This is a genomic window from Kitasatospora sp. McL0602 (assembly GCF_052076145.1).
Lineage (GTDB): Bacteria > Actinomycetota > Actinomycetes > Streptomycetales > Streptomycetaceae > Kitasatospora.
Genome location: NZ_CP197246.1, coordinates 2,125,515 through 2,140,199, shown reverse-complemented (window position 1 = coordinate 2,140,199; position 14,685 = coordinate 2,125,515). Strand labels below are relative to the sequence as shown.

Below are 14,685 nucleotides of genomic sequence, written 5' to 3'. Positions count from 1 at the left end.
CTCTTCCCCCAGGAGGGTGTCCCCGCATGGAGCTCCACGAGATAACCGCCGGCCTGCCGGAGCCCGTACGCAAGGCGTGGGAACGAAGTCTCACCAACGGACGGGCCGCACTGAGCCGCCGTACGCTGCTGCGCGCCACGGCTCTCGCGGCCGGTGCCGGCTCGCTCACGGCCTGCGGCATCCCGCCGGCCAAGAGCACCACCGGGACGGGTGACGCCCCGGCGAACTCGGCCAAGGACCTCTCGGACACCGAGAAGGTCGTCAACTTCTCCAACTGGCCGCTCTACATCGATGTGGACGACAAGGACAAGGAGAAGCACGCCACCCTTGAGGAGTTCACGGCGGCGACCGGCGTCAAGGTCCGCTACACCGAGGACGTCAACGACAACGTCGAGTTCTTCGGCAAGGTCAAGCCGCAGCTCGCGGCCGGGCAGGACACCGGCCGCGACCTGATGGTCCTCACCGACTGGATGGCGGGCAAGCTGATCCGGCTCGGCTGGGTGCAGAAGCTGGAGATGGCGAACGTCACCACCGCCATCACCAACCTCGAAGCCCGCTTCCGCGCCCCCGACTGGGACCCGGGCCGGCTCTACTCCTACCCCTGGGCCGGCATCCAGGTCGTGGTCGCCTACAACAAGAAGGCGACCAAGGGGAAGGCCGTCACCAGCGTCGCCCAGCTGCTCGACGACCCGGAGCTCAAGGGCCGCGTCACCTTCCTCTCGGAGATGCGCGACACCGTCGGCATGGTGCTGCTCTCGCTCGGCAAGGACCCGGCGGCGTTCACCGCCGACGACTACAACGCCGCGATCGCCCGCCTCCAGAAGGGCGTCGACAGCAAGCAGATCCGCAAGTTCACCGGCAACGACTACGGCCAGGAGCTCTCCTCCGGCGACATCGCGGCCTGCCTCGCCTGGGGTGGCGACCTGATCCAGCTGCGGGCCGACAACCCGGACATCGAGTTCGTCATCCCGGACGAGGGGTACGTCGCCTCCACCGACAACCTGCTCGTCCCGGCCAAGGCGCAGCACAAGAAGAACGCCGAGCGGCTGATCGACTTCTACTATCAGCCGAAGATCGCGGCCGAACTCACCGCAGGGATCGGCTACGTCTCCCCGGTCACCGGGATCAAGGACGAGCTCACCAAGCTCGCCCCCGACACGGCCGAGAACCCCCTCGTCATCCCCACCCCGGAGATGGCCGCCAAGGTGCACGTCTTCCGCAGCCTCACCGAGGCCGAGGAGAGCGAGTTCGAGGACAAGTTCTCCAAGCTCATCGGCGCCTGACCAACCCCCACGCAAGGCACGGCCAGGCCCCCGGCCGTGGCGGCTTCTGACAGAGAGACACCATGACTGAGCAGCTGCGCGACGCGGCGACGGCAGGCGGAGACGTCCGCCTCACCGGCATCGGCAAGACCTACGGCGACTTCACCGCCGTCCAACCGCTCGACCTGACCGTGCCCCAGGGCTCGTTCTTCGCCCTGCTCGGCGCCTCCGGCTGCGGCAAGACCACCACCCTGCGCATGATCGCCGGCCTGGAGGAGCCCACCAGCGGCACCGTCCTGATCGGCGGCCAGGACGTCACCGACCTCCCCCCGTACAAGCGGCCGGTCAACACCGTCTTCCAGAGCTACGCGCTCTTCCCGCACCTCGACATCTACGAGAACGTCGCCTTCGGCCTCCGCCGCCGGGGCAAGAAGGACGTCAAGAAGCAGGTCGAGTCCATGCTCGAACTGGTCGAGCTCGGCCAGTACGCCCGCCGCAAGCCGCACCAGCTCTCCGGCGGCCAGCAGCAGCGCGTCGCCGTCGCCCGCGCCCTGATCAACCACCCGCAGGTGCTGCTGCTCGACGAGCCGCTCGGCGCCCTCGACCTCAAGCTGCGCCGCCAGATGCAGCTGGAGCTCAAGCGCATCCAGACCGAGGTCGGCATCACCTTCGTCCACGTCACCCACGACCAGGAGGAGGCCATGACCATGGCCGACACCATCGCGGTGATGAACGCCGGACGCGTCGAGCAGCTCGGCGCCCCCGCCGACCTGTACGAGAACCCCGGCACCACCTTCGTCGCCAACTTCCTCGGCCAGTCCAACCTGATCCCCGCCGAGGTCACCGGCACCAGCGGCGACGACCTGCTGCTCAGCGCCGGCGGCGTCCGGCTCGCCGTGCCGAAGGCCCGCTGCGCCACCGACTCCAAGAAGGTCCACCTCGGCGTCCGCCCCGAGAAGATCACCCTCGCGCACGCCTCCGAGGAGATCGCGGACGGCCGCAACAAGCTGCTCGGCACCGTCGTCGACTCCAGCTTCATCGGCGTCTCCACCCAGTACGTCGTCCGCTCCGAAGGCGGCCAGGAGATCTCGGTCTTCGAGCAGAACATGGACCGCGACACCCGGATAACCTCCGGCGCCCCCGTCGTCCTGCACTGGAACCCCGCGCACTCCTTCGGCCTCGACGCCGCCCAGGCGATCGACGCCGGTACGGGAGAGGACGCCGCGTGAGCACCACCACCGCCACCGAGACACCACCGCAAGCCCAGCCGCCGGCCTCGGGCCCGCTCGAAGCGCGGAAGAAGCGCCGCAAGCTCACCGCCTACTGGCTGCTGCTGCCCGGCATCGCCTGGCTGGTCGTCTTCTTCGCGGTCCCGATGGTCTACCAGGGCTCCACCTCCCTCCAGACCGGCTCACTGGAACAGGGCTTCAAGCTCACCTGGCACTTCGCCACCTACTGGGACGCCCTGGTCGAGTACAAGTGGCACTTCGTCCGCTCGTTCTCCTACGCGGCGATCGCCACCGTGCTCTGCCTCGCCATCGGCTACCCGCTCGCGTACACGATCGCCTTCAAGGCGAGCAAGCGCTGGCGCAACGTCATCCTGATCCTGGTGATCGCCCCCTTCTTCACCAGCTTCCTGATCCGCACCCTGGCCTGGAAGACGATCCTCTCGGACGGCGGCCCGGTCGTCGGCCTGCTCAACAACCTGCACCTGCTGGCCGTCACCGACGCGGTCGGCCTGACCTCCGGTCACCGGGTGCTGGCGACCCCGCTCGCGGTGGTCTGCGGCCTGACGTACAACTTCCTGCCGTTCATGATCCTCCCGCTCTACACCTCGCTGGAGCGGATCGACCCCCGCCTGCACGAGGCCGCCGGAGACCTCTACGCGCGGCCGATCACCACCTTCCGCAAGGTCACCTTCCCGATCTCGCTCCCCGGCGTCGTCGCGGGCACCCTGCTCACGTTCATCCCCGCCTCCGGCGACTACATCAACGCCCAGCTGCTCGGCTCCCCGAGCGAGCAGATGGTCGGCAACGGTATCCAGAAGCAGTTCCTCAACGTGCTCGCCTACCCGACGGCGGCCGCACTGAGCTTCATTCTGATGGCCCTCATCCTCGGCATGGTGACGGTCTACATGCGCAAGGCCGGGACGGAGGAGCTGGTCTGATGTCCCGTATCTTCAAGTGGGTCCGCGAGCACCTGGTGGTGCTGGCCGGCATCCTCGCCCTCGCCTACCTGGTCGTCCCGAACCTGGTCGTGCTGGCCTTCTCGTTCAACAAGCCCGCGGGCAAGTTCAACTACGAGTGGTCCCAGTTCTCCACCGACGCCTGGACGAACCCCTGCGGCGTCGCCGACATGTGCGGCTCGCTCGGCCTCAGCCTCCAGATCGCCCTGCTCGCGACCCTCGGCGCGACGATCCTCGGCACCATGGTCGCCTTCGCGCTCGCCCGCTACCGCTTCCGCGGCCGGGCCGCGACCACTGCGCTGATCTTCCTGCCGATGGCGATGCCCGAGGTCGTGATGGCCGCCTCGCTCGGCACGCTCTTCCTCAACATGCGCATCCAGTTCGGCTTCCTCACCATCCTGATCGCGCACATCATGTTCTGCCTCAGCTTCGTCGTCACCGCCGTCAAGGCCCGCGTGATGAGCATGGACCCCCGGCTCGAACAGGCCGCCCAGGACCTCTACGCCACCCCGACGCAGACCTTCCTGCGGATCACCCTCCCGCTCGTCGCCCCCGGCATCGCGGCCGGCGCGCTGCTCAGCTTCGCGCTCTCGTTCGACGACTTCATCATCACCCAGTTCAACTCGGGCCCGACCACCGTCACTTTCCCGATGTTCGTCTGGGGAGCCTCCCAGCGCGGCATCCCCGTGCAGGTCAATGTGATCGGTACGGCGATGTTCATCGCCGCCGTCGTCCTCACCGTCGCCGGACAGTGGATCGGCAACCGCCGCAAGGCACGCGCCTGACCCTTCGAACGTTCCTCCCGTAACAGCACCAAAACACCACCAAGGATCAGAAAGTAGCTGATACAGCATGGACTCTGCCCGTGCGCTCAGTGATGCTCGCCCCACCCCCTTCTGGCTCGAGGATCCGGGCCGGCCGGAGGCCCTGCCCGCCCTGGTCGGCGACACCAAGTGCGATCTGCTGGTCGTCGGCGGAGGGTACTCCGGCCTCTGGACGGCCCTGATCGCCAAGGAGCGTGACCCCTCGCTGGACGTCGTCCTGATCGAGGGCCACGAAGTGGGCTGGGCGGCATCCGGGCGCAACGGCGGATTCTGCGCCGCCAGCCTCACCCACGGCTTCGGCAACGGCCTCCAGCGCTGGCCGGGCGAGCTCGGCGAGCTGGAGCGCCAGGGCCTGGTCAACCTCCAGGCCATGGAGGACGCCGTCAAGCGCTACGGCATCGACTGCGAGTGGGAGCGCACCGGCGAGATCGACATCGCCACCCAGCCGCACCAGCTCGAGGAGCTGCACGAGGTCGCCGAGGCCGTAGCCGAGTACGGCCTCGACCTCACCGTCCTCGACGCCGACCAGCTGCGCGCCCAGGTCGACTCGCCGACCTTCCTCGGCGGCATCTGGGACAAGGAAGGGGTGGCCATGCTCCACCCCGCCAAGCTCGCCTGGGGCCTCAAGGAGGCCTGCGTGGCGCTCGGCGTCCGGGTCTTCGAGCGCACCCAGGCCACCGACCTCGCGGAGTACGGCAGCGGCATGGCCGTCCGCACCTCCTACGGCCGGGTCTACGCCCGCCGGGTCGCGCTCGGCACCAACGTCTTCCCGTCCCTGGTCAAGCGCGTCCGGCCGTACATCGTCCCGGTGTACGACTACGCGCTGATGACCGAGCCGCTGACCGACGAGCAGATGGCGGCCATCGGCTGGGGCGGCCGCCAGGGCCTGAGCGACAGCGCCAACAAGTTCCACTACTTCCGGCTCTCCGCCGACAACCGCATCCTCTGGGGCGGCTACGACACCATCTACCACTTCGGCAGCCACGTCCGGGCCGAGTACGACCAGCGTCCGGAGACCTTCCAGACCCTGGCCCGGCAGTTCTTCCAGACCTTCCCGCAGCTGGAGGGCGTCCGCTTCACCAACGCGTGGGGCGGCGCGATCGACACCTGCAGCCGGTTCTCGGCCTTCTTCGACACCGCCTACCGGGGCCGCGTCGCGTACGCCGCCGGCTTCACCGGCCTCGGCGTCGGCGCCACCCGCTTCGGCGCCGAGGTCATGCTCGACCTGCTCGCCGGCGAGACGACCGAGCGCACCGCGCTGGAGATGGTCCGCAGCAAGCCCTACCCCTTCCCGCCCGAGCCCGTCCGCTGGGCCGGCATCGAGATGACCAAGTGGTCGCTCGACCGCTCCGACCGCAACGGCGGCCACCGCAACCTCTGGCTGCGGACGCTCGACAAGATGGGCCTCGGCTTCGACAGCTGACCCCGGCCGTACGGACCGACGGAAGGGCGCACCTCCGGGTGCGCCCTTCTGCCGTAACCGCTGCAGGAACCGTTGTAAGAACCCCCGGCCCGGCTCCTCTCCCTGGTGGACACCCCCTGCGAGTGGAGGCCCCACCATGGACCGCACCCCGGACCGCACACCCGGCACCGACGCCGCCGACTGGCTGGCCGCTGCCGCCGCCGAACCCGCCGCCTGCCACCGCGAGTGGGCGGCCGGCTGCCTCGCCCTGCTGCCCGCCGGGCGCGGCTGGGACGTGCTGCTCGTCCCCGGACGGCTCGCCGAACCCACCCTCACGACCCTGACCCGCTTCTGCGCACGCCAGGGCCCGGTGTACGCCTACGACGACCGGCTGGGCTTCCTCGTCCCGGCCGGCACCGCGGCCCGCTGGGTCGGCACCGGCATCGGCGCCGCCGGTCCGGGCAGCTGGATCGCCCTCCCGCACCCCGCCCGCACCGGCGGTGACCTGCGCTGGCGCGTCCCCCCGGACGGCTCCGGGATGCTCACCGACCCCGTCCTGCTGGAGCTCGCCCTGCACGACACGGCTGCCCGTACGTACGAGCGTCAACCCCGTCGGCACCCCGACGACCTGTAAGGCTGAATCTCCGATACCCGTCAGGCTGCTCGTTGAGCCGGGGCGGTCCCTTCAGCAGACTGGAGGTGTAGCGCGGTAGCCCGTGAATCCCGTCGCCCGGCCGAAGCCGGGTGGCGCCCGTACACAGGTACCGGCGGCCGGTGTGCCGTACGGGACTTTCGGAGGCAGACGACCTTGAGCAAGCCCATCGAGAACAAGCACACGGTCCACTGGATCAACGGTGCGCCCGTGGCCACCGCCGGCGCGGCCCCGCGTCGCGGCGACATCTTCGACCCGGCCACCGGCCAGGTCACCGGCCAGGTGGACTTCGCGGAGATCGCCGAGGTCGACCAGGCCGTTGCGGCCGCCGCCTCGGCCTTCGCCGACTGGCGCCACGCCTCGATCGCCAAGCGCACCCAGGTGCTCTTCGCCTTCCGCGAGCTGTTCAACGCCCGCAAGGACGAGCTGGCCTCGCTGATCGTCTCCGAGCACGGCAAGGTGCACTCGGACGCCCTCGGTGAGCTGGCCCGCGGCCAGGAGGTCATCGAGTACGCCTGCGGCATCCCGCAGCTGGTCAAGGGTGGCTTCACCGAGCAGGCCTCCACCGGCGTCGACGTCTACTCGATCCGCCAGCCGCTCGGCCCGGTCGCGATCATCTCCCCGTTCAACTTCCCCGCGATGGTGCCGCTCTGGTTCTTCCCGATCGCCATCGCGGCGGGCAACACCGTCGTGCTCAAGCCCTCCGAGAAGGACCCGTCGGCGGCCAACTTCATCGCCGGGCTGTGGAAGGAGGCCGGTCTCCCCGACGGCGTCTTCAACGTCGTGCACGGTGACAAGACCGCAGTCGACCGCCTCCTGGAGCACCCTGACATCAAGTCGGTCAGCTTCGTCGGCTCGACCCCGATCGCCCGCTACGTGTACGAGACCGGCACCCGCTACGGCAAGCGCGTGCAGGCCCTCGGCGGCGCCAAGAACCACATGCTGGTCCTTCCGGACGCCGACCTCGACCTCAGCGCGGACGCGGCCATCAACGCCGGCTTCGGCGCGGCGGGCGAGCGCTGCATGGCCGTCTCCGTCCTGGTGGCCGTCGACCCGATCGGCGACGAGCTGGTCGAGAAGATCAAGCAGCGGATGGCCACCCTGAAGGTCGGCCCCGGCTGCAACGGCGACTCCGAGATGGGCCCGCTGGTCACCGGCCAGCACCGCGACAAGGTCACCTCGTACGTCGAGTCCGGCCTCGCCGACGGCGCCGAGCTGGCCGTCGACGGCCGAAAGCACCTGATCGCGGGCGAGGATGCCGCCGGTACCCCCACGGCTGACGGCTTCTGGCTCGGCCCCACCCTCTTCGACCACGTGAAGCCGGGCATGTCCGTCTACAACGACGAGATCTTCGGCCCGATCCTCTCGGTCGTCCGCGTCGCCTCCTACGAGGAGGGCCTGGAGCTCATCAACTCCAACCCCTACGGCAACGGCACCGCGATCTTCACCAACGACGGTGGCGCCGCCCGCCGCTTCCAGCACGAGGTCGAGGTCGGCATGGTCGGCATCAACGTGCCGATCCCCGTCCCCGTCGCCTACTACTCCTTCGGTGGCTGGAAGGCCTCGCTCTTCGGCGACACCCACGCCTACGGCCCCGACGGCGTCCAGTTCTTCACCCGCGGCAAGGCCGTGACGCAGCGCTGGCTCGACCCCTCGCACGGCGGCATCAACCTGGGCTTCCCCACCAACGCCTGACGCCCCCTACTCGTACCGACGTCCCCCACCCGCACCGGCGGGTGGGGGACGTTTGCGTACGGGCGCCGTTCGGCGTACTGTTCCCTAGTCGCTCGGCAGGGAGCACCGGACACGCATCGGCGCGGACGGTCCCGGGGCGGCCAATCCTCTAGAACCACTCTTCTCGATCATCGAGTCGTGCTTTGTCGCGGCTGGGTGTGAATTGACGTGTGCGTTTATCGGATTGGGGCTGGATTCGCTTTTCGGAGCGGGGATCGGCTAAGGTTTGAAACGTCGGACAGGCCGTCAGGTCGCAGTCCGGCAGGGAAAACCAAGTGGAAAGCGAAGCGGAAATCATCTGCTAAGCTGGAAACACGAAAGAACGAAGCGCCCGGAGAGCTTGCGAGAGCAGCTTGAAGGAAGCGTCCGTTCCTTGAGAACTCAACAGCGTGCCAAAAGTCAACGCCAGATATGTTGACATCCCCGGCCTGGATCGTTTCGGCGTTCCGGGTTGGAGATTCCTTTAGTAACAAAACACAGCGAGGACGCAGTGCACGGGGCCACCCTATTCCGGTGGGTCGCCGTGCCGCTCAACGCGAGTGTGACCCGATTACGGGACATCATTCACGGAGAGTTTGATCCTGGCTCAGGACGAACGCTGGCGGCGTGCTTAACACATGCAAGTCGAACGATGAAGCCTTCGGGTGGATTAGTGGCGAACGGGTGAGTAACACGTGGGAAATCTGCCCTGCACTCTGGGACAAGCCTTGGAAACGAGGTCTAATACCGGATATGACCTTCCTCCGCATGGGGGTTGGTGGAAAGCTCCGGCGGTGCAGGATGATCCCGCGGCCTATCAGCTTGTTGGTGGGGTAATGGCCTACCAAGGCGACGACGGGTAGCCGGCCTGAGAGGGCGACCGGCCACACTGGGACTGAGACACGGCCCAGACTCCTACGGGAGGCAGCAGTGGGGAATATTGCACAATGGGCGAAAGCCTGATGCAGCGACGCCGCGTGAGGGATGAAGGCCTTCGGGTCGTAAACCTCTTTCAGCAGGGAAGAAGCGCAAGTGACGGTACCTGCAGAAGAAGCACCGGCTAACTACGTGCCAGCAGCCGCGGTAATACGTAGGGTGCGAGCGTTGTCCGGAATTATTGGGCGTAAAGAGCTCGTAGGCGGCTTGTCACGTCGGATGTGAAAGCCCGAGGCTTAACCTCGGGTCTGCATTCGATACGGGCAGGCTAGAGTGTGGTAGGGGAGATCGGAATTCCTGGTGTAGCGGTGAAATGCGCAGATATCAGGAGGAACACCGGTGGCGAAGGCGGATCTCTGGGCCATTACTGACGCTGAGGAGCGAAAGCGTGGGGAGCGAACAGGATTAGATACCCTGGTAGTCCACGCCGTAAACGGTGGGAACTAGGTGTTGGCGACATTCCACGTCGTCGGTGCCGCAGCTAACGCATTAAGTTCCCCGCCTGGGGAGTACGGCCGCAAGGCTAAAACTCAAAGGAATTGACGGGGGCCCGCACAAGCAGCGGAGCATGTGGCTTAATTCGACGCAACGCGAAGAACCTTACCAAGGCTTGACATATACCGGAAACGGCCAGAGATGGTCGCCCCCTTGTGGTCGGTATACAGGTGGTGCATGGTTGTCGTCAGCTCGTGTCGTGAGATGTTGGGTTAAGTCCCGCAACGAGCGCAACCCTTGTTCTGTGTTGCCAGCATGCCTTTCGGGGTGATGGGGACTCACAGGAGACTGCCGGGGTCAACTCGGAGGAAGGTGGGGACGACGTCAAATCATCATGCCCCTTATGTCTTGGGCTGCACACGTGCTACAATGGTCGGTACAAAGGGCTGCGATGCCGCGAGGCGGAGCGAATCCCAAAAAGCCGGCCTCAGTTCGGATTGGGGTCTGCAACTCGACCCCATGAAGTTGGAGTTGCTAGTAATCGCAGATCAGCATGCTGCGGTGAATACGTTCCCGGGCCTTGTACACACCGCCCGTCACGTCACGAAAGTCGGTAACACCCGAAGCCGGTGGCCTAACCCTTGGGAGGGAGCCGTCGAAGGTGGGACCAGCGATTGGGACGAAGTCGTAACAAGGTAGCCGTACCGGAAGGTGCGGCTGGATCACCTCCTTTCTAAGGAGCACATAGCCGGATGCGAGCGAATGTCTCGCACGGTTGCTCATGGGTGGAACGTTGACTATTCGGCACACACGGTTGGTTCCGTTAGTACTGTCCTTCGGGGCGTGGAAGACGGGTTATCGGTCGGGTGTGTCGGGCACGTTGTTGGGTCCTGAGGGAACGGCCATGAAAGTGGTTGTTGCTTCAGAGATGCCGGTCCTACTCGAGGTGTGCCGCAAGGTGTGCTGAGGGTGGGTGACTGGTCGTTGTTTGAGAACTGCACAGTGGACGCGAGCATCTGTGGCCAAGTTTTTAAGGGCGCACGGTGGATGCCTTGGCACTAGGAACCGATGAAGGACGTGGGAGGCCGCGATAGTCCCCGGGGAGCCGTCAACCAGGCTTTGATCCGGGGGTTTCCGAATGGGGGAACCCGGCAGTCGTCATGGGCTGTCACCCGCACCTGAACACATAGGGTGTGTGGAGGGAACGAGGGGAAGTGAAACATCTCAGTACCCTCAGGAAGAGAAAACAACCGTGATTCCGGGAGTAGTGGCGAGCGAAACCGGATGAGGCTAAACCGTTCTGGTGTGATACCCGGCAGGGGTTGCCAGTGCGGGGTCGTGGGAAAGTTCTTGATCGGTCTGCCGGCCGGTCGGCGAGTCAGAAACCGTATGGGTAGTCGAAGGACATGCGAAAGGTCCGGCGTAGAGGGTAAGACCCCCGTAGACGAAATCTGTACGGCTTGCTTGAGCTTCTCCCAAGTAGCACGGGGCCCGAGAAATCCCGTGTGAATCTGGCGGGACCACCCGCTAAGCCTAAATATTCCCTAGTGACCGATAGCGGATAGTACCGTGAGGGAATGGTGAAAAGTACCGCGGGAGCGGAGTGAAATAGTACCTGAAACCGTGTGCCTACAAGCCGTGGGAGCGTCGGACAGTGGGCTTGCCCATCTGTCTCGTGACTGCGTGCCTTTTGAAGAATGAGCCTGCGAGTTTGCGGTGTGTAGCGAGGTTAACCCGTGTGGGGTAGCCGTAGCGAAAGCGAGTCCGAATAGGGCGAGTGAGTTGCACGCCCAAGACCCGAAGCGGAGTGATCTAGCCATGGGCAGGTTGAAGCGCGGGTAAGACCGTGTGGAGGACCGAACCCACCAGGGTTGAAAACCTGGGGGATGACCTGTGGTTAGGGGTGAAAGGCCAATCAAACTCCGTGATAGCTGGTTCTCCCCGAAATGCATTTAGGTGCAGCGTCACGTGTTTCTTGCCGGAGGTAGAGCACTGGATAGGCGATGGGCCTCAACGGGTTACTGACCTTAGCCAAACTCCGAATGCCGGTAAGTGAGAGCGTGGCAGTGAGACTGTGGGGGATAAGCTCCATGGTCGAGAGGGAAACAGCCCAGAACACCGACTAAGGTCCCTAAGCGTGTGCTAAGTGGGAAAGGATGTGGAGTCGCAGAGACAACCAGGAGGTTGGCTTAGAAGCAGCCATCCTTGAAAGAGTGCGTAATAGCTCACTGGTCAAGTGATTCCGCGCCGACAATGTAGCGGGGCTCAAGCACACCACCGAAGTCGTGTCATTGCAGCAATACCCCCAACGGGGGCTGTGATGGGTAGGGGAGCGTCGTGTGCCGGGTGAAGCAGCGGAGGAATCCAGTTGTGGACGGTTCACGAGTGAGAATGCAGGCATGAGTAGCGATACAAGAGTGGGAAACTCTTGCGCCGATTGACCAAGGGTTCCTGGGTCAAGCTGATCTGCCCAGGGTAAGTCGGGACCTAAGGCGAGGCCGACAGGCGTAGTCGATGGACAACGGGTTGATATTCCCGTACCCGCTTTGAAGCGCCAACGTCGAACCTCTGAATGCTAAAGCCGTGAAGCCGGCCCGGAGTCTTCGGACAATGGGACGTGGTGGAGCCGCTGACCCAACAGGGTAGTAGGTGAGCGATGGGGTGACGCAGGAAGGTAGTCCAACCCGGGCGGTGGTTGTCCCGGGGTAAGGGTGTAGGCCGAGTGATAGGCAAATCCGTCACTCATTAAGGCTGAGACCTGATGCCGAGCCGATTGTGGTGAAGTGGATGATCCTATGCTGTCGAGAAAAGCCTCTAGCGAGTTTCATGGCGGCCCGTACCCCAAACCGACTCAGGTGGTCAGGTAGAGAATACCGAGGCGTTCGGGTGAACTATGGTTAAGGAACTCGGCAAAATGCCCCCGTAACTTCGGGAGAAGGGGGGCCGGAACTGGTGATCCGATTTACTCGGTGAGCTGGGGCCGGCCGCAGAGACCAGCGAGAAGCGACTGTTTACTAAAAACACAGGTCCGTGCGAAGCCGTAAGGCGATGTATACGGACTGACGCCTGCCCGGTGCTGGAACGTTAAGGGGACCGGTTAGTCACATTTCGGTGTGGCGAAGCTGAGAACTTAAGCGCCAGTAAACGGCGGTGGTAACTATAACCATCCTAAGGTAGCGAAATTCCTTGTCGGGTAAGTTCCGACCTGCACGAATGGCGTAACGACTTCTCGACTGTCTCAACCATAGGCCCGGTGAAATTGCATTACGAGTAAAGATGCTCGTTTCGCGCAGCAGGACGGAAAGACCCCGGGACCTTTACTATAGCTTGATATTGGTGTTCGGTTCGGCTTGTGTAGGATAGGTGGGAGACTTTGAAGCAGCAACGCCAGTTGTTGTGGAGTCGTCGTTGAAATACCACTCTGGTCGTGCTGGATGTCTAACCTGGGTCCGTGATCCGGATCAGGGACAGTGTCTGGTGGGTAGTTTAACTGGGGCGGTTGCCTCCTAAAGAGTAACGGAGGCGCCCAAAGGTTCCCTCAGCCTGGTTGGCAATCAGGTGTTGAGTGTAAGTGCACAAGGGAGCTTGACTGTGAGACCGACGGGTCGAGCAGGTGCGAAAGCAGGGACTAGTGATCCGGCGGTGGCTTGTGGAAGCGCCGTCGCTCAACGGATAAAAGGTACCCCGGGGATAACAGGCTGATCTTCCCCAAGAGTCCATATCGACGGGATGGTTTGGCACCTCGATGTCGGCTCGTCGCATCCTGGGGCTGGAGTAGGTCCCAAGGGTTGGGCTGTTCGCCCATTAAAGCGGTACGCGAGCTGGGTTTAGAACGTCGTGAGACAGTTCGGTCCCTATCCGCTGTGCGCGTAGGAATATTGAGAAGGGCTGTCCCTAGTACGAGAGGACCGGGACGGACGAACCTCTGGTGTGCCAGTTGTCCTGCCAAGGGCATGGCTGGTTGGCTACGTTCGGGAGGGATAACCGCTGAAAGCATCTAAGCGGGAAGCCTGCTTCGAGATGAATGTTCCCACCTCCTTGAGAGGGTAAGGCTCCCAGTAGACGACTGGGTTGATAGGCCGGATGTGGAAGCCCTGTAAGGGGTGGAGCTGACCGGTACTAATAGGCCGAGGGCTTGTCCTCAGTTGCTCGCGTCCACTGTGTTGTTCTGAAACAACGACCCCATCCCTGGCCAGGGGTGGTGCGGTCATCTGGTTTCATAGTGTTTCGGTGGTCATAGCGTGAGGGAAACGCCCGGTTACATTCCGAACCCGGAAGCTAAGCCTCAAAGCGCCGATGGTACTGCAGGGGGGACCCTGTGGGAGAGTAGGACGCCGCCGAACAATCATTCACAATGTAGCCCCCTCCCGGTTCGGGAGGGGGCTACATTGCGTTAATCTCTGCGAATGCAGAACCTCACGCTCAACTGGCAGACGGCCGGCGGTACGGCTGTCGCGCTCTTCGCGGCGTCGTACGCGGCCAAGCGGGTCCGCCGACCGGCGGTCTCCGTGGCGTGCCGTGAGGGCGCCACGCTGCTGGCTCTCTTCGCGCTGTGGCAGTTGGTGGGGCACCTCTCGGTGATGAGTACGGATCATGCGCTGGACCGGGGGGCCTGGATCCACCGGACGGAGCTCCAGCTCGGGCTGCCCGACGAGGCCGCCTGGCAACGGGCTGTGGAGCCGCATGCCTGGCTGGTGTCGGCCAGCAACTACTACTACGCGACGATGCACTTCGCGCTGATGATCGCGCTGCTGGCCTGGGTGTTCGTCCGGCACCGGGAGCGTTACCGCTGGGTGCGGAACACCGTCGTCTTCAGCACGGCGGCCTGCCTGGTCGTTCAGTTCGTGCCGGTGGCGCCGCCGCGGATGCTGCCGAACAGCGGGTTCGTCGACCTGGCGGCGGTGTACGGGCAGTCCGTGTACGGGGGCGCGATCGGCGGCGTGGTGCCGGACCAGCTGTCCGCGATGCCCTCGGTGCACGTGGCGTGGTGCGTCATCGTGGCCGTTGCGGTGGTGAGAGTCGGTCGGGGGCCGTGGCGCTGGCTGGTGGTGCTGCATCCGCTGATCACGGTGTTCGTGGTCGTCGTGACGGCGAACCACTTCTGGGCGGACGGTCTGGTCGCGATCGCGCTGCTGTTGGTCGTGTACCTGGTGCAGCACGCGTGCAGCGGTTGGCGCCGGACGCCGGAGCCGAGCGAGGTCGCCGCCGAGGGACGGGCACCGCGCCCGCGCACCCCGGTGGGCGGCTAGCGGCAAGCGGAAGCGTCATCGCGCAGA

Annotated in this window: 8 protein-coding genes and 3 rRNA genes; all 11 read left to right on the top strand. The window is 64.8% G+C overall.

Features of this window, described 5'->3' with window-relative positions; translation table 11 throughout:
- The first annotated feature begins 26 nt into the window (after nucleotides 1–26).
- The 11 genes from ACR68M_RS09705 (at nucleotide 27) to ACR68M_RS09655 (ending at nucleotide 14,658) form a co-directional block, all read left to right on the top strand.
- Nucleotides 27–1,283: an ABC transporter substrate-binding protein gene (locus ACR68M_RS09705; protein WP_441250040.1), complete on the top strand. Its 1,257-nt coding sequence runs from the start codon at nucleotides 27–29 to the stop codon at nucleotides 1,281–1,283.
- Nucleotides 1,284–1,345: 62 nt separating this feature from the next.
- Entirely contained in the window at nucleotides 1,346–2,491 is a 1,146-nt protein-coding gene (locus ACR68M_RS09700; RefSeq protein WP_441250039.1) for an ABC transporter ATP-binding protein, read from the top strand.
- Entirely contained in the window at nucleotides 2,488–3,429 is a 942-nt protein-coding gene (locus tag ACR68M_RS09695) for an ABC transporter permease (RefSeq protein WP_441250038.1), read from the top strand. The genes ACR68M_RS09700 and ACR68M_RS09695 overlap by 4 nt, the downstream gene beginning before the upstream one ends.
- Nucleotides 3,429–4,232, top strand: a complete 804-nt coding sequence (locus tag ACR68M_RS09690; protein WP_441250037.1) for an ABC transporter permease — start codon at nucleotides 3,429–3,431, stop codon at nucleotides 4,230–4,232. Before ACR68M_RS09695 ends, ACR68M_RS09690 begins: the two co-directional genes overlap by 1 nt.
- A gap of 67 nt (nucleotides 4,233–4,299) precedes the next feature.
- Nucleotides 4,300–5,694, top strand: coding sequence for an NAD(P)/FAD-dependent oxidoreductase (locus ACR68M_RS09685; RefSeq protein ID WP_441250036.1), 1,395 nt, complete (start codon nucleotides 4,300–4,302; stop codon nucleotides 5,692–5,694).
- Nucleotides 5,695–5,830: 136 nt separating this feature from the next.
- Nucleotides 5,831–6,307, top strand: coding sequence for a hypothetical protein (locus ACR68M_RS09680; protein WP_441250035.1), 477 nt, complete (start codon nucleotides 5,831–5,833; stop codon nucleotides 6,305–6,307).
- A gap of 174 nt (nucleotides 6,308–6,481) precedes the next feature.
- Nucleotides 6,482–8,020 carry a CoA-acylating methylmalonate-semialdehyde dehydrogenase gene (locus ACR68M_RS09675; protein ID WP_441250034.1) on the top strand — a complete coding sequence of 513 codons (1,539 nt, stop codon included), beginning with the start codon at nucleotides 6,482–6,484 and terminating at the stop codon, nucleotides 8,018–8,020.
- 602 nt (nucleotides 8,021–8,622) lie between these two features.
- Nucleotides 8,623–10,142, top strand: a 16S ribosomal RNA gene (locus ACR68M_RS09670).
- 287 nt (nucleotides 10,143–10,429) lie between these two features.
- Nucleotides 10,430–13,552 (top strand): 23S ribosomal RNA (locus ACR68M_RS09665).
- Nucleotides 13,553–13,635: 83 nt separating this feature from the next.
- A 5S ribosomal RNA gene (rrf, locus tag ACR68M_RS09660) occupies nucleotides 13,636–13,752 on the top strand.
- Together the 16S, 23S and 5S rRNA genes form the textbook arrangement of a ribosomal RNA operon.
- Before the next feature lie 63 nt (nucleotides 13,753–13,815).
- The gene (locus tag ACR68M_RS09655; protein WP_441250033.1) at nucleotides 13,816–14,658 is read left to right on the top strand and encodes a phosphatase PAP2 family protein; all 843 of its coding nucleotides are present in this window, start codon (nucleotides 13,816–13,818) and stop codon (nucleotides 14,656–14,658) included.
- Nucleotides 14,659–14,685: the final 27 nt, after the last annotated feature.

What these genes read in the sequence shown, in the direction of transcription:
- ACR68M_RS09700 (WP_441250039.1), top strand. Translation starts at nt 1,346, where the DNA reads ATGACTGAGCAGCTGCGCGACGCGGCGACGGCAGGCGGAGACGTCCGC.
- ACR68M_RS09655 (WP_441250033.1), top strand. Translation starts at nt 13,816, where the DNA reads ATGCAGAACCTCACGCTCAACTGGCAGACGGCCGGCGGTACGGCTGTC.
- ACR68M_RS09680 (WP_441250035.1), top strand. Translation starts at nt 5,831, where the DNA reads ATGGACCGCACCCCGGACCGCACACCCGGCACCGACGCCGCCGACTGG.
- ACR68M_RS09705 (WP_441250040.1), top strand. Translation starts at nt 27, where the DNA reads ATGGAGCTCCACGAGATAACCGCCGGCCTGCCGGAGCCCGTACGCAAG.
- ACR68M_RS09690 (WP_441250037.1), top strand. Translation starts at nt 3,429, where the DNA reads ATGTCCCGTATCTTCAAGTGGGTCCGCGAGCACCTGGTGGTGCTGGCC.
- ACR68M_RS09685 (WP_441250036.1), top strand. Translation starts at nt 4,300, where the DNA reads ATGGACTCTGCCCGTGCGCTCAGTGATGCTCGCCCCACCCCCTTCTGG.